Genomic DNA, 17,600 nt, shown 5'->3' with positions numbered 1-17,600 from the left:
GGGCTCGGGCGCTCGACCGGTCGTCAGCGGTCCTTCACGTACCGGAAGAGATGCCGCTCCCGCGTCGTGACGAGGGCGAGAGCGGCGCCGGCGAACGCCGAGACGACCCCGGGTGCGAGCACCCGACCCGTGAGCAGCAGAGTGGTCTCACGGTCCGCTCCGATCCCGGTCGCCGCGAAGACGGACGTGGCCCCGACCGCCACGATCGCGATCGGGACGACCCAGGCGGCGGTCTCGAGTGCGAGGATCGCTGCGACCGACCCCCGCGGCACCCGCGTGTGCAGTGCGGAGGCGATCGCGACGCGCCGGATCCGCACGGAGACGAAGCCAACGACCAGTGCACCCACCGCTCCCGCCGCCCAGACCATCGAGGTGAGGCGCTCCTCGAAAGCTCGCGCGCCGTCGAACGAGGTACCGAGGGTCGTGTTCAACCGGGAGAACTGCACGTCGGCATCGGCGTCGGCGCGGGGCTGGACGGCGGTGAGGAGGAGCGGCTGGAGGCGATCGTCGAGGGGCCAGGCGTCGACCCAACACTCGTCGAAGAGGCGCTCGGAGGACGTGACGTCGAGGGCGGCATAACCGAAGCCGACCCGTCGACCGTCCGGGGGATAGGGGTAGCTCCCCGCGACGCGCGTCGTGCCCTCGGTCGTCGGGAGGGACTGTCCGGCGGCACGACCGGCTGAGGTGGCGGCGTCGGCGGAGAGCACGATCCCGTTCCCGTCGGTCTCTGCGCCCAGGACGTCGGGGAACCCCGGCGTCACCGAGTAGAGGGTCATCGGCGATTGGGGAAGCGTCGACACGCGGAGCCCCTCTTCTTCCTGGGCGAGGGCACCGGCGGCGCGCACCCCGGGCACGGTCGCGAGATCCTCGCACGCGGTGCCCTGAATGCGTCCCTCGGCCGTGAGGGTGAGGATCGACGCACCGGCCTCCCGATACTCCGACGCCTCGTCGACGAGGCGTCGGACCTGCGCCTGGTCGGCGGCCACGAGCGCGAGGACGAGGAATCCGAACACGAGGGCGAACGTCGCGGTCCGCGCCGTACCCGTGACGATGTCGCGCCAGGTCTCACGGAGGATCGCATCGCGCCTCACCGTCCGTCCTCGCGTCGCCGTTCGATGGAGGGCGTCGATTCCGCTCGGGATGACGGGGTGACGAGGTCGATGTGCCGGGTGCACGCGTCGCGGGTCCGGACGTCGTGCGTCGCGACGACGACGATCGTCGTCGGGCTCGAGGCTGCTCGGATGGCGTCGTTGACGTCGACGGCGGTGCGGGCGTCGAGCTGGGCCGTCGGCTCGTCGACGAGGAGGAGGTCCGGTTCTGCGGCGATGCCTCGAGCGAGCATGAGGCGCTGCGCCTCGCCGCCCGAGAGCGCCCGGAACGGCGTGCCCGCTCGCGACGCGAGGCCGAAGCGTTCGAGGGTCGCCCGCGCAGCGGCGTCCGCCGCATCGGGGTCGACGCCGCGCGCCAGGAACGCGAGGGCGACGTGGTCGGCGGCGGTGCGGCCGGGGACCCCGAACGGATTCTGGAAGACCCAGCCCACCGTCTCGACGCCGACCCGACGGACCGCGCCGGAGGTCGGTCTGATCGAGCCCGCGAGGATCGCGAGGAGCGTGCTCTTGCCGGATCCGGACGGTCCCGTGAGGGAGTAGACCTCGCCGGGTTCGAGCGTGTCCGACACCTGCTCGAAGAGGGCCGGCGAGTCGGGGAAGGCGTGGCCGAGGTCGTCGAGCTCTACCCGCATGACATCGTCTCCGGCGGCGCGACGGCGACCGCAGCGGGAATGGCGGCGCCTTCCGCGAAACGCACGAGCGTCTGCCCCAACTGACTGCCGACGATGTCAACGCGCTCCGGGGCGCCGTCCGCGACGACGCAGCCCGTCGCCCCGTCGACGCCCACGACCGCCGACGGTGGGACGACGGCGATCTCGACGGGTTCGACGAGGTCGAGGGTGGCCGTGAACGTGGTCGCCTCCCCGAGCGTCGCCTCGCGCACGCTCGACGATGACGCGATCGTCGCCAGTGCCCCGGCGTCGGTCACGGTGCCGTCGGCGTCGACGGGGAGCGCCTCGCCGTCGACCACGAGGGCACGTTCACCCGGAACGAGGTCGCCGGGCATCTGCTCGACGGCGACCGCGGACAGCCCGGCGCCGAGCGTCGCGAGCGGTTCGCCGGCGGTGGTCGTCGCGCCCGTACTGACGGCGCAGTCATCGACGACGACCGTTGGAGACGGGCTCCAGAGGATGCGCGACGCGAGGACGACGTCGCGGGCATCGGGCGTCGCGTCGTCGGGAGCGGTCGCCGCGGGTTCGGGGGGCGGGGCGTCGCCGATCGAGCGGAAGCGTCGTTCCATCGCGTCGAGCGTCTCGCGGCCGAGGACGCCGTCGACGGTGACGGGTTCTCCGAGTCGAGCGAGCTCGCGTTGCAGGGCCGTCACGTCGTCGCCGCGATCCTTCGTCGTCAGGTCTCGCCAGAGAGGGACCGCGGTGGCAAGCGTCAGCACGGGGCGACCGTCGAGGGAGAGTGCACTCTCTCCCGACACGAGCGCCGCTCCGCGTGTGCAAGCGAACGACGTGATCATGCCGTCACCGGGCGAGGTGAGCGACGCGCCGCTGCCGAGCGCGAATCCGACGGTGACGGAACGCCGGTCGTCGAAGCTCTGCGTGGCCACCAAAACGCTCTCGATCGCCTCGGGGCTCGCGAGGGCGGCGGGCCGCGCCGGCGTGAGCACGACGGCCGCGACGCCGGCACCGACGGCGACCGCCGCCACCACGGCGACGGCCGCTCCGCCCACGGCGCGCCAGTTCGCTCTGTGTCTCGTCCGCGATGCATCCCTCATCTCTGCCGCAACCCGACGAGCGCCAACGGGTCGCTTTCGCAGAGTCGAACCGCAGTCATGCCCGCCTCGTGGTTCGTGGAGAATGGGTAGGTCTCATCGACGATGTCGCTCGCGTAGGCGGCCGCCGAGTAGCCGGGCTCGACGACCGCCTCCTCGACGAGACACTCAGACATGATTGCGTTCTCATCACGGTGCTCCGGGTTGCGCGTCACGAATGAGTAGATCATCCCGATGGAGACTTCTCCCGAACTCCTGCTGCACGCGTCGGCGACATCGTGCGCCCTCGTCGCTCCGAGACTTTCCGGGAACGTGAAGTCGAACTCCCCGCCGTCACGAAAACCCTCGAATGTGACACCGGCGTCGGCGAGACATCCGTCGAAGCGGTCCGTCATCTCCGCATACTCCTGCTCCGAAACGAAGCCATCGTTCAACGCAGACCGCTCGAAGTCGCTCGTCGCGCTCACGTACGCTTCCTCGAACTCGGCTGCCCACGGTCCGGAGAACTCGGGCAGACCGCCGGGGGAACCCTCGTCCTGCGCGGACCCTGCCCCCGAATCGGAACCGGGATCCGCACAGGACGTGAGGAGAACCGTTGCCGCGATGATGAGGACGGCCGTGCGGGACGACGCTTGCGTCACTTGGTATCCCAGAAAGCGGTGTTACCGCTCATGCTCGCGACGCGCTCCGCATGCGCAATCGTGCGAGGTGCCTTCCACGAGGTCGCCGCGCACGCGGACCGCGAGCAAGCGGTCGCTTTGTGCGTCTTCGACGAGTGTCGGTAGTCCGAGTACACAAAGGCGGTACTTGCCGGCTCGTAGACGCCGTAGGTCCAGGTTCCTCCACCGACCTTCTTGATGGTCTGGGCCTCTGCGGCGAGCGGAGCGCCGAGCACGAGGGCTCCGACGATGGCGGCGGTCGCGATGGCGCGGATCTTGAGCTTCATGGTGTCCCCCCCCAGGGATGTGACGCACCGGAGACGACCGATGCCACGGACGGGTGTCGTCCGTGGCATCGACCGTAACAGAGTGAGTATCCCTATAAGGACCGCAGGACTCGATTGTGGAGAATCCGTGCTAGATCGAGACGTCTCCCGCGAGGTGCACGTGCACGCCCAACTCCGCGAAGAACGCGGCCTTCGCGAGGACGGCCTTATCGGCCGTCTCCGCGTCGGGCGCGTAGACGACCTGGGCGTGATTCGCCTTGTGGCGGGCCATCATCTGGTCGCGGCTGACGCCGTCGAGCACGGCGTGCATGATCGGCCATTGGGGGTCCGTCGCGTCCAGACGTCGCTGGGTCTCCTCGGCGGGCAGATCGACGACGTGGCCGCGGCCGAGGTCGACGTGCAGCTCGCCGCCCTCGACGAAGACGCGCGACCACACGATCTCCCCGGGCTTCGAGACGCCGCTGAGCGTGCCGCCTCCGAGCGGGAAGAACATCGCGGGCTGCCGCATGCTGTAGCTCTTGTCGTACCCGCCGTTGTGGCTCGCGGGCACGGATCCGGAGATCTCGAAGACCCAGACGAACTCGCCGTCGTACTCCTCGCCCCATCGGACATCGTGGAGGGTGTTCGCGGGGTCGAGCCCCATCGCGGTCCAGCTCCGGTTGGTGATGAGCGCGTCGACGGCGACCCCCTCGTCCACCTCGTTGAAGTGCGGCAGCGGCGCTCCGGCGTAGAGCTCGCGACCCCCGTCGCGCGAGCGCACCGGCGGTCGCGACACGTTGTTCAGGAGGCCCTCGGCGAGGTCGGAGGCCGGCACCATGTCCTTGAGCCCCTGCTGGTACTGGATGCCGATGGCGTCGACACCGAAGTCGTCGCCCATCCGCAGCGCGGCGATGTACATCTTCAGCTGACTGTGGACCTGTGCGGGGGTGAGCTCGGTCTCCTCGTCCTCGCCGAAGTGGAACGTGAGTCCGGCCTCGTCGAGCCACGTCTTCGCTGCTGCCGCCTCGTCGTCGCTCACCCGGTTCATCTCGGCGAGCAGCGCACTTTGCGACAGGCGCTCCTTGTAGATCCCGATGGCGTTGAGCAGTTCGTCGTCGACGATGGCGTTGTACATCCCCATGCAGCCCTCGTCGAAGATGCCGATGATGGCCTTGTCCTCGAGCAGCTCGCGGGCGAGCGCGCGCCCGAGTTCGACTTCCTCAGAGGACTCGTCGAGAGCCGGGAGATCGCGGACGTGACTCGTGTCGTGCGTGATCGATCCCGTCGAGAGCCATTCTTCGAACTTGCCGATCGCCCAGTCGTCCGTGAAGTCCTTGCTCCAGAGGGACGAGTAGGAGATGCCGGCCTTCGTGAGGCTCCCCGTCAGATTCAGGAGGCCGACGAGTCCCGGGAAGTCGCCAGCCCAGTTCGCGACGATGAGGATGGGGCCCTCGTGGCTGCGCAGCCCCGCGAGCACGTGGTGGCTGTACTGCCACACCGCGTCGACGACGACGACGGGCGCATCCTTCGGGATGCCGCGGAAGACCTCGATTCCGAGGCGCTGGCTGTCGATGAACCCGTGCCCCTTCTCGGGGTCGACGCCGTGCGCGCGCTTGACGCTCCATCCGAGACCGGAGGCCGCGCGCGCGACATCGCCCTCGAAGGCCTCCTGCGTCGGCCAGCACTTCGTGTTGGCGGAGAGGCGCAGATCGCCCGACGCGACGGAGTAGATGGTGCGGGGCTCGGCGGACGGGGTCTCGCGAACGGCGGGAAGGGTGTAGCTCATGAGGGGTTCTCCTCGGGGGTCGATGTCCATGTCGGTGTCGATGCCGGACGCGACCTGCTTCGTCATCCGTCCTCCTCGATGTGATGACAGGCTGCGATGCAGCCTCGATCAGCGTTGCAGAAATCGATTTCAGACGCAAGAGCAAGCCTCGGCTCGCCGAACCGGGACGGTGGCGATGCTCAGCCGATGGGCGTGGCTTCCAGGACGATCGTGCGGGGCTCCTGCCGATCGCCCCCGATCCGCGCGAGCAGGAGCCGCGCAGCCTCCGCACCGAGTTCGCGCGCGGGCAGCGAGACCATCGACACACCCGTGGGGGCCGAGGTGGAGAACGGCAGCGCTCCGAACGAGGCGATCCCGATCTCGGGCGGATGGATGCCGGCGTCACGGAGGGCCCGGAGGGCTCCGACGCTCATGAGGTTGTTCGTGACGAACACGGCGTCGGGCCGTTCCGCCCGCGTGAGCAGCCGCTCCATCGCCGCCGAGCCTCCCTCCACGCGGTAATCGGCGTGCTCGACGAGGGCATGGTCGACGGGAAGACCGGACGCGGTGAGGACATCGCGCCATCCCGCCACCCGGGCGACGGAGGTCTCGACGTCCTCGGGCCCCGCGATGCACGCGATGCGCCGGTAGCCCCGGTCGACGAGCAACCGGGTGGCGAGCCCGGCTCCGGCGGCGTTGTCGACGGTGACCGCGTCGATCGATGCTCCGTGGGGCACCCGGTCGACGGCGACGGCTGCTTTTTCCCGGTCGAGGAGCGGGGACAGGTCGCTCTGATCGCTCGCCGCCGCGATGACGACACCAGCCATGTGCTCGGAGACGGCGACTTCGAGGTAGTCGGACTCGCGTGCGATGTCGTCGTCCGTGTTGCAGAGGACGACCGAGTACCCGGCTGCGCGCGCCGCGTCCTCGACGCCCCGCGCGAGCGCTGTGAAGTACGGATTCTCGATGTCCGGGATGACGAGCGCGATGATGTCGCTGCTGCGGCGACGCAGCGTACGGGCGGTGCGGTTCGGCACGAAGTCGAGCTGCCCGGCGGCCTCACGCACGACGCGCTCGTTCTCGGGCGTGACGGTCGTCCCGTTGAAGACGCGCGAGACCGTCGCGGGGGAGACGCCGGCGAGTCGCGCCACGTCGTAGATCGTCGCCACTGCGCGTCCTTCCGTTTCGTCGCCTCACTCTAACGAGCGTGGTGCCGACGGTGCTCTCCACACGCTTTCCTCGACCCTCGGCCCGGGACCCCTCCGGGCTAGACTCGACATGGTCCCGCCACAAGCACCGACACCGGCAATGGAGCCAACACCGTGACATACACACCGAGCGTGACGCCGTCGCGCTCAGCCACCGCGGCGCCGACCGCCACGACGAACCCCTTCGGCAGCGAGACGATGACAGACACAGAAGCGCAGCACGAGAACCGATCCGCCGACGAGGGAACCCGCCTCGAGACCGATTCCCTCGGTTCGCTCGAGATCCCCTCGGACGCCTATTGGGGCATCCACACGGCGAGGGCGCTGTCGAACTTCCCGATCTCGAAGCGCCCCATCTCCGTCTACCCGGATCTGGTCGTCGCCCTCGCCTCGATCAAGCAGGCCGCTGCGCGCACCAACGCCGACCTCGGGGTCCTCGACCGCGAGAAGGCGGACCTCATCGACCGCGCGTGCCAGCGCGTGATCGAGGGGGAGTTCCACGACGAGTTCGTGACGGGCGTCATCCAGGGCGGGGCCGGAACCTCCACCAACATGAACGCCAACGAGGTCATCACGAACGTCGCGCTCGAACTCGCAGGCCGGCCGAAGGGCGACTACGCCTTCCTGTCGCCGTACGATCACACGAACCGCAGCCAGAGCACCAACGACGTCTATCCGACGGCGATCAAAATCGCCCTGGCGTTCGCCTTGCGGCACCTCCTCGACGAGCTCGAGCAGCTGCGCGCGTCGTTCGCTGCGAAGGCCGTCGAGTTCCGTCACGTGCTCAAGGTCGGTCGTACGCAGTTGCAGGACGCCGTGCCCATGACGCTCGGCCAGGAGTTCCACGGCTTCGCGACGACCCTGGGTGAGGACTACGCGCGGCTGTCGGAGACGCTCTGGCTGCTCGCCGAGGTCAACCTCGGTGCCACGGCGATCGGCACGGGCATCACGGCGGATCCGCGGTACGCGGCCGCTGTCGTGACGCACCTCAACGAGATCACGGGTCTCCGGCTCGAGACGGCGCCGGACCTCATCGAATCGACGAGCGACGCCGGCGGATTCATGTCGTTCAGCGGCACGCTCAAGCGATCCGCCATCAAGCTCTCGAAGATCTGCAACGACCTCCGGTTGCTCTCGAGCGGACCGCAGGCCGGTTTCGGCGAGATCAACCTGCCGCCGCGTCAAGCCGGTTCCAGCATCATGCCCGGCAAGGTGAACCCCGTCATCCCCGAGGTCGTCAACCAGGTGGCCTTCTCCGTCGTCGGGGCCGACATGACCGTCACGATGGCCGCGGAGGCCGGCCAGTTGCAGCTCAACGCCTTCGAGCCCGTCATCGCGCACTCGTTGCTGCAGTCCGTCACGTGGCTCACGCAGGCGTGCTGGACGCTCCGCGTCAACTGCATCGACGGCATCACGGCCAACGAAGAGCGCCTCGGGACCATGGTGGGGAGCTCGGTCGGCGTCATTACGGCCCTCACTCCCTTCATCGGCTACACCGCGGCGGCAGCGCTCGCGAAGACGGCGCTCCTCACGGGTCGGAACGTCGCCGATCTCGTCGTCGAGGCCGGGCTCATGTCGCGCGATGAGGTCGACAAGCAACTCTCACCTGCTCGCCTGTCCGGGCTCGAGGCCACCACGATGGCCATCCCGATCATCGACGTCGACGCGGAGGCGGCCGACTGAATCGTCCCGGAGACCGACCGGTCCTGGGGACTGGACGGTCCCGGGACCGGTCGGTGCTCGAAATCGAGCGGGTGGAACGACGGCGCCCCGAACGGATTCCTCCGCCGGGGCGTGGTCGTCTTCGCGCTCGGCGTGTCAGAGCATGCGGCAGTGGGTTGTCAGTTCGCCGATCCCGTCGATCGCGACGGTGACCGTCGACCCGTCCTGCAGGAAGACCTGCGGGTTGCGCGAGTAGCCGGCGCCGCCGGGGCTGCCCGTCGAGATGAGGGTGCCCGGCAGGAGCGTGGTGCTCCCGGAGATGTGGGCGATCAGTCGGGCGACGCTCCGGACCATGAGCGCCGTCGACGAGTCCTGAAGGGTCCGGCCGTCGAGCACGGTCGTGACGTGGAGGTCCTGAGGATCCGGTACCTCGTCCTTCGTGACCGCGACGGGCCCGGTCGGCGTGAAGCCGTCGAAGGACTTGCAGCGCGTCCACTGCGTCTCCGAGTACTGGATGTTGCGCGCGGTGATGTCGTTGACGACCGTGTACCCCCACACGTAGTCGAGCGCGTCGTCCTCGCTCACGTTGCGCGCCGGCTTGCCGATGATCACGCCGAGCTCGGCCTCGTAGTCGACCTGCTCGCTGAGTTCCCGCGGCCACGACGTGGTGTGGTCGTGTCCCGCGAGCGAATTCGGCCACAGCGTGAAGAGGGTCGGCGCCTGGTCCGTCTTGAGGTTCAGCTCCGAGGAGTGCGCCGAGTAGTTGAGCCCGACCGCGATGACGACGGGCGGATCGAGCACGGCCGACGCGTGCTCGAGCTCGGCGAGCGGCGTCGGGTGGACTCCCGCCGACACGGCGTTCGCCGCATACGCCGTGACCCGGGAGAGCTCGTCGTCTCCTCGCGAGATGAGCTCCTGAAGCGTCGCTGGCGCGTCCTCGAGGATGTCGTCGAGGAAGACAGCGCCACCGTCGACGACGGCTGCGAGCCGGACTCCGGCGTCGGGCTGGGCAGGGGAGCTGAGGTGGGCGAACTTCACCCCTCTAGGCTAACCGTTCGCTCGGTGCGGGGCGCGGCCGACCGGGCCCCGACATGATTCATCGCCCGGTGCTGCGGCAGTGCCTGCGAGTCGACCGGGCGATGAATACGTGTGAAGATCATGCTCCCGAAGCCGTCCCTTCCGCAAGACCCCCGTTTCGCGACGCTGCGAACGCGCGGGTGCCTGGCTCCTCCTTTGACGGCGACGGCGTCGGAGGGTTGGATGGAGTCATGACTGATTTGAACAAGAAGCCGGAGATCGACGCCCCCACGGGGCCGGCCCCCGAGTCCCTCGAGATCGTCGACCTCGTCGTCGGCGACGGCGACGAGGCGCAGGCGTCCTCGACGGTCGAGGTGCACTACCTCGGCGTCTCCCACTCCACAGGTGAAGAGTTCGACTCCTCCTGGAGCCGCGGGCAGAGCATCACCTTCCCGCTCCGCAACCTCATCCAGGGTTGGCAGGAGGGCATCCCCGGCATGAAGGTCGGCGGACGTCGCCAGCTGACCGTTCCGCCGCACCAGGCCTACGGTCCCGCCGGCTCCGGGCACCAGCTCTCGGGCGAGACGCTCATCTTCGTCATCGACCTCCTCGGAGTCCGCTGACCCTCGATCAGGAACGCCGGCGTCCGATGGCCGACGTGACGGACCCCCGGTGGACCAGCGTCCACCGGGGGTCCGTCGTCTCCGCGCGGCTAGGACGCCGAGGTCGCGAGCCGGACGAGGACGAGCACGACGGTGAGGAGCGGGAACGTCGCCTGGACGAGCGCGCTGCGCACGCGTCCGCGCCCGCTCGAGACGAGGACGAGAGCGGCGGCCACCATGCTGCCGACGGAGAACAGCCCGATCGCGAGCCCGGCACCGACGAGTCCCGCCGCGTAGAGGATCACTCCGAGCAACGCGCCGATCGCGAGGAACAGGTTGTAGAAGCCCTGGTTGTACGCGAGGGCCTTCGTGGTCTCGGCATCCTGCTGGGACGGCAATCCGAATCGCTTCCACACCGCCGGGCGTGTCCAAGCCACCGACTCCCAGTAGAAGATGAGGACGTGGACGGCGGCGGACAGGACCGCCGTCGCGGTGATCAGGATCTCCATGGCTCGACACTATTGCTCGCTCGGTGCGGAGTCACGCGTTGTGGGGGGAACCGTGCCGCGGAGTGTTCCGTAGACTTCCGGAGGGTGGGGTATCGATCCCGGATGCTCCGCCTCGATTCGATAGGCAGGTGAGTACGGCGTGAGCAGCACGAAGAGCGATCAGTTGGACGACACCGATCGGGCGCTCCTCCGCCTGCTGTCCAAGAACGCGCGCTCGTCCGGTTCGGCCCTCGCGTCCGAACTCGGTATCGCCGAATCGACCGTGTCGCTTCGGGTTCGACGATTGCAACGCTCCGGACACATCACCGGCTACCACGCCGACATCGACCTCACCGCCCTCGGCGCACCGATCCAGGCCATCATCGCGGTCAGACTCACGAAGCACGCCCGAGCCGAGATCGAGCGCTTCCGGGCGGAGGCTCCCACGTGGCCGGGGGTCATGGCCCTCTTCCACATGGGTGGGCGCGACGACTACCTGCTCCACCTCGCGGCGCACGACTCGGCCGAACTGCGTGACTTCGTCATCGACTACCTCACGGGGCACCCCGCCGTGGCGCACACGGAGACCAACCTCGTCTTCGAGCACGCGCGCGGCACGGGCTGGTACCAACTGCTCAACTGAGGGCGTGTCGGGGAATGTCGGGGGTCCTCCCCGACTTGGACTGGAAGCGGCACCCGGAGCCGCGCGAAAGGTCGGTGTCGCCGTGCGGTTGTCCGTTCTGGATCTCGTGTCCGTCCGCAGCAGGCAGACGACGGCGGAGGCGCTCGCCGCGTCACTCGCCCTCGTCGACGCGGCGGAACGCCTGGGCTACGAGCGGTACTGGTTCGCCGAGCACCACAACATGGCGTCTGTCGCGTCGACGAACCCCGCGATCCTGATCGCCCTCGCAGCGGCACGGACGGAGCGCATCCGCCTCGGATCCGGCGGGGTCATGCTGCCGAACCACGCGGCCCTCGTGATCGCCGAGCAGTTCGCGCTTCTCGAGGCGTCGGCCCCCGGTCGTATCGATCTCGGTCTCGGGCGGGCTCCCGGAAGCGACCCCGTGGTGAGTGCGGTCCTGTCGCGCTCCGGGCCGACGACTCGCGTGGACGGATTTCCGGACGCCGTCGCCGATCTCATCGCACTGCTCTCAGGCGAGGGTGCCCAGGTTCGTCTCACCTCGGGAGAGGAGTATTCCCTGCGCGCCACGCCGGCGGCGGTCTCGCTCCCGACGACATGGTTGCTCGGCTCGAGCGACTACTCCGCGATGCTCGCGGCCCAATTGGGTCTGCCGTACGTCTTCGCCCACCACTTCGCGGGTGCCGGCGGGGGAGCTGAGCGGGCCGTCGATCTCTATCGCTCCCGGTTCCAGCCCTCGGAACTCCTCGACGCGCCGCGCACCTTCGTGACCGCCTCCGTTGTGGTCGCGGACACCGCGGAGGAGGCCGCCGCGCTCGCGCTCCCGCAGCTCCAGCTCATGGCGCGGTTGAGGACGGGCGGGAAGCTCGGCCCTCTCCCGACCGTGGAGGAGGCCGCCACGGCCGAGCTCACCGCGGTGCAGCAGGAGTTCGTGGACCAGATGCGTCGTTCGTCGATCGTCGGCGACCCCGCGTCGGCGGCCACGGCGCTCCGTGACCTGGCCGCTCGGTTCGGGGTCGACGAGATCATGATCGCGCCGTCGGCATCGGAGCACGAGGGGACGGCAGCGGCTTCGTCGCCGGCTCGCGAACGCACCCTCGAGCTCCTGGCCGCCGAATTCTCGGTCGCTTCCGCGGCGGGCGCCTCGATCCGATCGGGCTCGATCTGAGCCGAGTCGACGGGCCGGTGGCCGCCTGACGGGTCAGAAGCCGAAGTCCCCGCCTCCGAAGTCCCCGCCTCCGAAGTCGCCGCCGCCGGCGTCGCCGCCCGACGCGTCCCAGCCGCCCGCGTCCGAGCCGGCGTCGCCGCCCGAGCCCGCGTCACCCTCGGTCCCCGCGTCGCCTTCCGAACCCGCCTCGCCCGCGCCGCCGTCCATCGGGGGCAGGAACGAACTCACGATCGCGGAGCCGATGACGTAACCGGCGACGGTGCCGAGGAGGGACCCTCCGACCATCGACCCGAAGCCCGGTCCGCGGCCCCCACCAGCGGCCCCGCCCCCGAAGGAGCGTTCGAGCGTGCCGGGTTGGCGGAGCTCCGAGCGGGTCGCCGCCGATGCGAGACCAGCGGGGGAGGAGTCTCGTGGGGCTTCACCCTGCGGAGCATTCGAGGAGAGGTCGTCGAACACCATCTGGCGCTGTTCCGGAGTGAGCTTCTCGAAGGCCTCGGCGTGCACCTGCTCGATCGTCTCGGGCGGGGCTGTCCTCAAAAGGTATCGATATCGTTCGACGGCGATCTCGTCGTCGGAACGCGCGGGAGCACCGGCGTTCTGCGTGGCCCGGTCCGGTGTCTCGTCCCGGCCGAGGAGTCTGTCGAGGAAGCCCATGATGTCCTTTCGTACGCGGCGGGGTGTGTGTCCCGAGCAGGGCGCGCTCGCGTCGCGCGCCCCTGGTTCGAGCCTAGGAGCGTCATTCGTCCCCGCGCTGGGTCGTGCCTGTGAGAATGAGGGAATGGACACGGACACCGCCACGGGTCGAGCACGACCCGGAGCCTCCCGACTCGATCGTCTCGACCGACTTCCCTTCACCCGACAGCACCGCCGGCTCCTCGTCGGGTCGGGCGTCGGGTGGGCGCTCGACGCGATGGACGTGGGCCTCATCTCGTTCGTCATCGCGGCCATCGGGACGACGTGGACCGTCGACACCGGCACGCTCGGCTGGGTGGCCTCCGCCGGTTTCGTGGGGATGGCGATCGGAGCGAGTATCGGCGGGTTGCTCGCCGACCGGATCGGCCGGCGTCAGGTCTTCGCCGTGACGCTTCTCGTCTTCGGCATCGCGACCGGGCTCTCGGCCCTCGCTTGGTCGGTCGGCGCTCTCATCGTGCTGCGCTTCTTCGTCGGACTCGGTCTCGGAGCGGAGCTCCCCGTCGCGTCGACCCTCGTGAGCGAGTTCGCGCCCCCGCGCATCCGAGGTCGCGTGATCGTGATCCTCGAGTCCTTCTGGGCGGTCGGTTGGACCCTGGCCGCGGTCATCGGTTACTTCGTCATCCCGGCGAGCGACGTCGGCTGGCGGTGGGCGCTCGCCCTCGGCGCCGTGCCGGCCGTGTACGCCGTCGTCATCCGGATGGGGCTTCCGGAGTCCGTGCGCTTCCTCGAGGCGAAGGGACGTTTCCGGGAAGCGGAGGAGACCGTCCGGCGCTTCGAGCGATCGGCCGGAGTCGACAGCCCCGCCGTCGAGCGGAAGGACGAATCCGTCGTCGCTCCCACCGCGCGCCGAGCGGGCATCGGAGCCCTCTTCGCCGGACCCGTGCGCCGCCAGACCTTCGCGCTCTGGCTCGTCTGGTTCTGCGTGAACTTCTCCTACTACGGCGCCTTCGTCTGGCTGCCGTCGATCCTGCTCGCCTCGGGCTTCGACCTCGTGCGGTCGTTCGGCTACACGCTCGTCATCACGCTCGCCCAGCTGCCGGGATACGCCGTGTCGGCGATCCTCGTCGAGCGATGGGGGCGCAATAGGACCCTCGCCACGTTCCTCGTCGGGTCGGCCGTCGCCGCCGGACTCTTCGGGCTCGCGTCCGTCGACTGGCAGGTGATCGGCGCTGGCATGCTGCTGTCGTTCTTCAACCTCGGCGCGTGGGGCGCTCTCTACGCCGTGACTCCCGAGCTCTACCCGACCCCGCTCCGCGGAACGGGCGCCGGATGGGCCGCTGGCATCGGACGCATCGCCTCGATCATCGCGCCCGTCGCGGTTCCCGCGATCATCGCCGTCGGTTCGACGGGGCTCGTCTTCGCCATCTTCGCGGCGATCTTCGTCGTCGCGGCCGTCGGCGCGTTGTTCCTGGCCGACAAACGCGGTCAGAAGCTCGAGGAGGAGATCGCCGCCGACGGCACGACGGACTGACGTCCTCACCATTGCCGTCGCCGTGCGCCGCGCCGGCCGCGGCGCGTACCGACGGTGGCGTGGTCAGGCGTCGCGCTTGACCGGTTCTCCGCACTCCCGGACCCGGTCGACGAGTTCCCGCCAGCCTCCCGTGAGATCCCGCTCGGGAAGCGCCGCCTCGTGGCGTGTCGTCTCCTGGTCGGGTGCCGCGATGCGGATGATCCACGTGTACCGATCGGGCTCGCTCGGCTCGGCGGGGATCTCGTCCCACGGCAGGTCGTCGATGAGGATGATCCAGTCGTCCTTGTCGGGCTGTGCGTCCACGTCGGCCTGCCAGCGTCGTGTGATGCCGGCGAATCCGCCACTCCGCGAGACCTCGACCTTCATGCCCGCAGTCTACGCTCGGGCCTTCCGCCGCGGGTCGGCGGTCAGGAACTGGGGATGACGCCGACGGCGTCCCAGGCCTCGGAGACCGCGGTCGCCTCTCGGGAATCGGCACCGAAGAGGATCGTGGCCGACGCGATCGTCTGGGCCGCGAAGTCGGTGAAGGTGGTCGTCGCGGTGAGGTCGCCCGCCGTGAGGGCGTGATACCAGATCGATCCGGCGGCCTCCCAGGCGAAGCCGCCGATCGTGGTCGCCGCCACGTGGAACGCCTTGTTCGGGATGCCGGAGTTGAGGTGCACGCCGCCGTTGTCCTCGACGGTGTCGATGTAGTCGCGCATGTGGCCGGGCTGCGGATCGGCGCCGAGCACGTCGTCGTCGTACGCCGTGCCGGGAGCGGAGAGCGAGCGGATGGCGTCGCCCTCGACCTGGTCGGTGAAGAGGCCGACGCCGATGAGCCAGCTTGCTTCGTCGGCGGTCTGGCCGGCCGCGTACTGCTCGACGAGCGCACCGAACACGTCGGCGACGGATTCGTTCAATGCGCCCGACTGGCCCTCGTAGACGAAGTTGGTCGAGTACTGCACGACACCGTGGCTGAGCTCGTGGCCGATGACGCTGAGGGACCGTGTGAAGCGATCGAACACCTGGCCGTCGCCGTCACCGAACACCATGCGTGTTCCGTCCCAGAACGCATTGTCGTAGGCGTCGCCGAAGTGGACGGTGGCTTCGAGCGGCAGTCCCGCGTCGTCGATCGAGTCACGGTCGAAGGCGTCCCGGAAGAGCGCATGGGTGGCGCCGAGGCCGTCGTACGCCTCGTCGGCCGCGGGGTCGCCGATCGGCGGTTCTCCCTCCGCTCGAACGGGCGTTCCCGGCAGATCTTCGGTGCCGCGCGCGTCGAAGACGGACCGGACGAGTCGTGAGACGTCCGCGGGGCGTTCCGTCGTGAGAGCGGTGGCCGGGTCGGTCGCTACGCCGGTGGGTCGGGAGTGCACGGTGCGGCGCACGAGGGAGTGGCGGGCGGCGGCGGCGGCGCGACCGAATCCGGGGTCGTCGAGGGACGCGAGCCGCTCGAGGAGGTACGGCGGGATGATCGCGCACCGGCTGCCGTCCGGGTGGTGCGGACCGGAGATCGCGCCCCCGATGCCCGCCGTGTGATCGCCCGAGTGAACCTGCTGCTTCGTCATGCTCTTCGCCCCCGTCGTTCGTCCTGTGCCAGCATCTTCACACACGCCCCCGACGTCGCGTCCGACGGGGTCGCAGGGTGGGGAGGGCGACGTGCGCCGTCGGCGCCCGGAGCCTGCTAAAGTGGGGAAGTTGCCGTCGAACGGCCGCGGACAAAGAGAGCCCCGACATCCGGTCATGGGCACCGCGCAACGGACAGGAAGGGGATCCCTCTATGGCACTCGATTCAGACTCCAAGAAGGCGATCATCGAAGAGTACGCGACGCACCCCGGAGACACCGGATCCCCCGAGGTTCAGGTGGCGATCCTCACCAAGCGGATCAAGGACCTCACCGAGCACCTGAAGGAGCACAAGCACGACCACCACTCGCGTCGTGGCCTGCTCCTCCTCGTCGGTCAGCGTCGTCGCCTCCTGGGCTACCTCCAGGACGTCGACATCAACCGCTACCGTGCGCTCATCGAGCGTCTCGGGCTGCGTCGCTAGTAGCGACGCGCCGGTCGCTGTTCGGCTCTCGCTGACACCGCGAACTTCTTGCAGAACGGGCCGTCACCCTCTCGGGTGGCGGCCCGTTCCGCGTGACATACGCTGGAACGCACCACCTCGACGAAAGGCGCATGATGCGTAGAAGCCCAGCCGCCACGGCGGTCACGATCGTCGTCTTCATCCTCGCCCTCTTCGTGGCGTGGTGGCTCGTCGGCTTCCTCTTCAGCGTCGCCTGGTTGATCGTCAAGGCCGTCTTCGCGATCTTCGTCGCCCTCGTCGTGGCGGTCGTCGCGTACATCCTGATCTCGCGCTCCCGCTCCGCCGACTGAGGGCGCTCGATGCCTCCGGCCGTCACCAAGTCCGCTCCGGTCGCACCGGACCAGTACCCCGCCGAGGCGGCGGGGCTGCGATGGCTCGGGGCAGCCGGCGGGGCGTCGGTCGTCGAGGTCCTCGACGTCTCGAGCGAGGCGATCGTCCTGGAGCGCATCGAGGAGGTCCGTCCCTCGGCGGAAGCGGCGCGCCGGTTCGGGGAGGCTCTCGCGGTGACGCATCGGGCGGGTGCCCGTGCGTTTGGCAGCGCACCGGACGGCTGGTCCGGGCGGCTCTACATCGGCCGACGGGAGATGGCGGCGGCGGACGAGTCGTCGTGGGGCGCCTTCTACGCGCACGCCCGGGTGCTGCCCTTCGTCGCGATCGCGGAACACGTCGGCACACTGTCTCCGGAGGAGGCGCGTCTCGTGCGTGACGTCTGCGCCGCGATCGCCGACGGAGCGGCGGACGACGACGAGCCCCCCGCCCGGATCCACGGCGACCTCTGGTCTGGCAACCTCCTGTGGGGACCGTCCGGGGTCGTGATGATCGATCCCGCCGCTCACGGCGGCCATCGGGAGACGGACCTCGCGATGCTCGCGCTCTTCGGGTGCCCCTCTCTCGAGGACGTCGTGGACGGGTACGACGCGACGGCGCCGCTGCGCGCGGGGTGGCGTGACCGGATCGCGCTCCACCAACTGCACCCTCTCGCGGTGCACGCGGCCGGTCACGGCCGCCATTACGGCGAGGAACTCGTGAGAGCTGCGCGGCGCGTCGGGGCGACGCTCGCCTGA

20 protein-coding genes are annotated in these 17,600 nt (G+C 69.5%); 8 read left to right on the top strand and 12 right to left on the bottom strand.

The genetic code is table 11. The features are described from left to right. Positions 1 to 23 precede the first annotated feature (23 nt). The 7 genes from ELQ90_RS13830 to ELQ90_RS13800 form a co-directional block, all read right to left on the bottom strand. Positions 24 to 1,091 carry a hypothetical protein gene (locus tag ELQ90_RS13830; RefSeq protein WP_128495876.1) on the bottom strand — a complete coding sequence of 356 codons (1,068 nt, stop codon included), beginning with the start codon at positions 1,089 to 1,091 and terminating at the stop codon, positions 24 to 26. Further along, positions 1,088 to 1,741, bottom strand: coding sequence for an ATP-binding cassette domain-containing protein (locus ELQ90_RS13825; protein WP_128495875.1), 654 nt, complete (start codon positions 1,739 to 1,741; stop codon positions 1,088 to 1,090). Before ELQ90_RS13825 ends, ELQ90_RS13830 begins: the two co-directional genes overlap by 4 nt. After that, positions 1,732 to 2,790, bottom strand: a complete 1,059-nt coding sequence (locus ELQ90_RS13820; RefSeq protein ID WP_128495874.1) for a peptidoglycan-binding domain-containing protein — start codon at positions 2,788 to 2,790, stop codon at positions 1,732 to 1,734. Before ELQ90_RS13820 ends, ELQ90_RS13825 begins: the two co-directional genes overlap by 10 nt. A gap of 41 nt (positions 2,791 to 2,831) precedes the next feature. Further along, positions 2,832 to 3,299: a hypothetical protein gene (locus ELQ90_RS13815; protein ID WP_128495873.1), complete on the bottom strand. Its 468-nt coding sequence runs from the start codon at positions 3,297 to 3,299 to the stop codon at positions 2,832 to 2,834. 170 nt (positions 3,300 to 3,469) lie between these two features. Next, on the bottom strand, positions 3,470 to 3,778 hold the full coding sequence (locus ELQ90_RS13810) for a lactococcin 972 family bacteriocin (protein WP_166409069.1): 309 nt from the start codon (positions 3,776 to 3,778) through the stop codon (positions 3,470 to 3,472). Between the two features lie 130 nt (positions 3,779 to 3,908). Continuing rightward, a complete protein-coding gene (locus ELQ90_RS13805; RefSeq protein ID WP_243696188.1) occupies positions 3,909 to 5,609 on the bottom strand; it encodes a fucose isomerase in 1,701 nt (566 codons plus the stop codon). 113 nt (positions 5,610 to 5,722) lie between these two features. Next, positions 5,723 to 6,691: a LacI family DNA-binding transcriptional regulator gene (locus ELQ90_RS13800; RefSeq protein ID WP_128495871.1), complete on the bottom strand. Its 969-nt coding sequence runs from the start codon at positions 6,689 to 6,691 to the stop codon at positions 5,723 to 5,725. A 237-nt stretch (positions 6,692 to 6,928) separates the two neighbouring features. On the opposite strand from ELQ90_RS13800, the gene ELQ90_RS13795 reads away from it, so the two are divergent. Continuing rightward, positions 6,929 to 8,413 carry an aspartate ammonia-lyase gene (locus tag ELQ90_RS13795; protein ID WP_128495996.1) on the top strand — a complete coding sequence of 495 codons (1,485 nt, stop codon included), beginning with the start codon at positions 6,929 to 6,931 and terminating at the stop codon, positions 8,411 to 8,413. A gap of 135 nt (positions 8,414 to 8,548) precedes the next feature. Here the strand turns inward: ELQ90_RS13795 and ELQ90_RS13790 are convergent, their stop codons facing one another. Further along, the gene (locus tag ELQ90_RS13790) at positions 8,549 to 9,430 is read right to left on the bottom strand and encodes a fumarylacetoacetate hydrolase family protein (RefSeq protein ID WP_128495870.1); all 882 of its coding nucleotides are present in this window, start codon (positions 9,428 to 9,430) and stop codon (positions 8,549 to 8,551) included. Positions 9,431 to 9,660: 230 nt separating this feature from the next. Between ELQ90_RS13790 and ELQ90_RS13785 the strand changes: the two genes are divergently transcribed. Then, a complete protein-coding gene (locus ELQ90_RS13785) occupies positions 9,661 to 10,032 on the top strand; it encodes an FKBP-type peptidyl-prolyl cis-trans isomerase (protein WP_128495869.1) in 372 nt (123 codons plus the stop codon). Positions 10,033 to 10,121: 89 nt separating this feature from the next. On the opposite strand, the gene ELQ90_RS13780 is transcribed toward ELQ90_RS13785, so the two are convergent. Beyond that, positions 10,122 to 10,520, bottom strand: coding sequence for a DUF1304 domain-containing protein (locus tag ELQ90_RS13780; protein ID WP_128495868.1), 399 nt, complete (start codon positions 10,518 to 10,520; stop codon positions 10,122 to 10,124). A 139-nt stretch (positions 10,521 to 10,659) separates the two neighbouring features. Between ELQ90_RS13780 and ELQ90_RS13775 the strand changes: the two genes are divergently transcribed. Together ELQ90_RS13775 and ELQ90_RS13770 are read left to right on the top strand one after the other, a co-directional pair. Beyond that, on the top strand, positions 10,660 to 11,142 hold the full coding sequence (locus ELQ90_RS13775; protein WP_128495867.1) for an Lrp/AsnC family transcriptional regulator: 483 nt from the start codon (positions 10,660 to 10,662) through the stop codon (positions 11,140 to 11,142). 82 nt (positions 11,143 to 11,224) lie between these two features. Beyond that, positions 11,225 to 12,307, top strand: a complete 1,083-nt coding sequence (locus tag ELQ90_RS13770; protein ID WP_128495866.1) for an MsnO8 family LLM class oxidoreductase — start codon at positions 11,225 to 11,227, stop codon at positions 12,305 to 12,307. Positions 12,308 to 12,340: 33 nt separating this feature from the next. Here ELQ90_RS13770 and ELQ90_RS13765 read toward each other — a convergent pair whose 3' ends face one another. Beyond that, on the bottom strand, positions 12,341 to 12,961 hold the full coding sequence (locus ELQ90_RS13765) for a hypothetical protein (RefSeq protein WP_128495865.1): 621 nt from the start codon (positions 12,959 to 12,961) through the stop codon (positions 12,341 to 12,343). 124 nt (positions 12,962 to 13,085) lie between these two features. On the opposite strand from ELQ90_RS13765, the gene ELQ90_RS13760 reads away from it, so the two are divergent. Beyond that, complete coding sequence (locus ELQ90_RS13760) at positions 13,086 to 14,471, top strand: MFS transporter (RefSeq protein ID WP_128495864.1); 1,386 nt, start codon at positions 13,086 to 13,088, stop codon at positions 14,469 to 14,471. A 63-nt stretch (positions 14,472 to 14,534) separates the two neighbouring features. Here the strand turns inward: ELQ90_RS13760 and ELQ90_RS13755 are convergent, their stop codons facing one another. Both ELQ90_RS13755 and ELQ90_RS13750 read right to left on the bottom strand, forming a co-directional pair. After that, on the bottom strand, positions 14,535 to 14,837 hold the full coding sequence (locus tag ELQ90_RS13755; protein WP_128495863.1) for a protealysin inhibitor emfourin: 303 nt from the start codon (positions 14,835 to 14,837) through the stop codon (positions 14,535 to 14,537). Between the two features lie 41 nt (positions 14,838 to 14,878). Further along, positions 14,879 to 16,015, bottom strand: coding sequence for a M4 family metallopeptidase (locus ELQ90_RS13750; RefSeq protein WP_128495862.1), 1,137 nt, complete (start codon positions 16,013 to 16,015; stop codon positions 14,879 to 14,881). 212 nt (positions 16,016 to 16,227) lie between these two features. Here ELQ90_RS13750 and rpsO point away from each other — a divergent pair, with 212 nt between their 5' ends. The 3 genes from rpsO (at position 16,228) to ELQ90_RS13735 (ending at position 17,600) form a co-directional block, all read left to right on the top strand. Beyond that, complete coding sequence (gene rpsO, locus ELQ90_RS13745) at positions 16,228 to 16,497, top strand: 30S ribosomal protein S15 (RefSeq protein ID WP_128495861.1); 270 nt, start codon at positions 16,228 to 16,230, stop codon at positions 16,495 to 16,497. A gap of 134 nt (positions 16,498 to 16,631) precedes the next feature. Continuing rightward, a complete protein-coding gene (locus ELQ90_RS13740; protein WP_208020664.1) occupies positions 16,632 to 16,826 on the top strand; it encodes a hypothetical protein in 195 nt (64 codons plus the stop codon). A gap of 9 nt (positions 16,827 to 16,835) precedes the next feature. Further along, entirely contained in the window at positions 16,836 to 17,600 is a 765-nt protein-coding gene (locus ELQ90_RS13735; RefSeq protein WP_128495859.1) for a fructosamine kinase family protein, read from the top strand.

It is taken from the genome of Labedella phragmitis (genome assembly GCF_004078635.1).
GTDB lineage: Bacteria > Actinomycetota > Actinomycetes > Actinomycetales > Microbacteriaceae > Labedella > Labedella phragmitis.
The sequence above is the reverse complement of the archived record's forward strand: the minus strand, read 5'-3'. Positions and strand labels throughout refer to the sequence as shown.

Bases quoted from the DNA above. Each gene is read 5' to 3' on its own strand.
- ELQ90_RS13750 (WP_128495862.1), bottom strand. From the start codon at position 16,015: ATGACGAAGCAGCAGGTTCACTCGGGCGATCACACGGCGGGCATCGGG.
- ELQ90_RS13825 (WP_128495875.1), bottom strand. From the start codon at position 1,741: ATGCGGGTAGAGCTCGACGACCTCGGCCACGCCTTCCCCGACTCGCCG.
- ELQ90_RS13810 (WP_166409069.1), bottom strand. From the start codon at position 3,778: ATGAAGCTCAAGATCCGCGCCATCGCGACCGCCGCCATCGTCGGAGCC.
- ELQ90_RS13740 (WP_208020664.1), top strand. From the start codon at position 16,632: ATGCGTAGAAGCCCAGCCGCCACGGCGGTCACGATCGTCGTCTTCATC.
- ELQ90_RS13785 (WP_128495869.1), top strand. From the start codon at position 9,661: ATGACTGATTTGAACAAGAAGCCGGAGATCGACGCCCCCACGGGGCCG.
- ELQ90_RS13765 (WP_128495865.1), bottom strand. From the start codon at position 12,961: ATGGGCTTCCTCGACAGACTCCTCGGCCGGGACGAGACACCGGACCGG.
- ELQ90_RS13755 (WP_128495863.1), bottom strand. From the start codon at position 14,837: ATGAAGGTCGAGGTCTCGCGGAGTGGCGGATTCGCCGGCATCACACGA.
- ELQ90_RS13805 (WP_243696188.1), bottom strand. From the start codon at position 5,609: ATGACGAAGCAGGTCGCGTCCGGCATCGACACCGACATGGACATCGAC.
- ELQ90_RS13760 (WP_128495864.1), top strand. From the start codon at position 13,086: ATGGACACGGACACCGCCACGGGTCGAGCACGACCCGGAGCCTCCCGA.
- rpsO (WP_128495861.1), top strand. From the start codon at position 16,228: ATGGCACTCGATTCAGACTCCAAGAAGGCGATCATCGAAGAGTACGCG.
- ELQ90_RS13795 (WP_128495996.1), top strand. From the start codon at position 6,929: ATGACAGACACAGAAGCGCAGCACGAGAACCGATCCGCCGACGAGGGA.
- ELQ90_RS13735 (WP_128495859.1), top strand. From the start codon at position 16,836: ATGCCTCCGGCCGTCACCAAGTCCGCTCCGGTCGCACCGGACCAGTAC.
- ELQ90_RS13780 (WP_128495868.1), bottom strand. From the start codon at position 10,520: ATGGAGATCCTGATCACCGCGACGGCGGTCCTGTCCGCCGCCGTCCAC.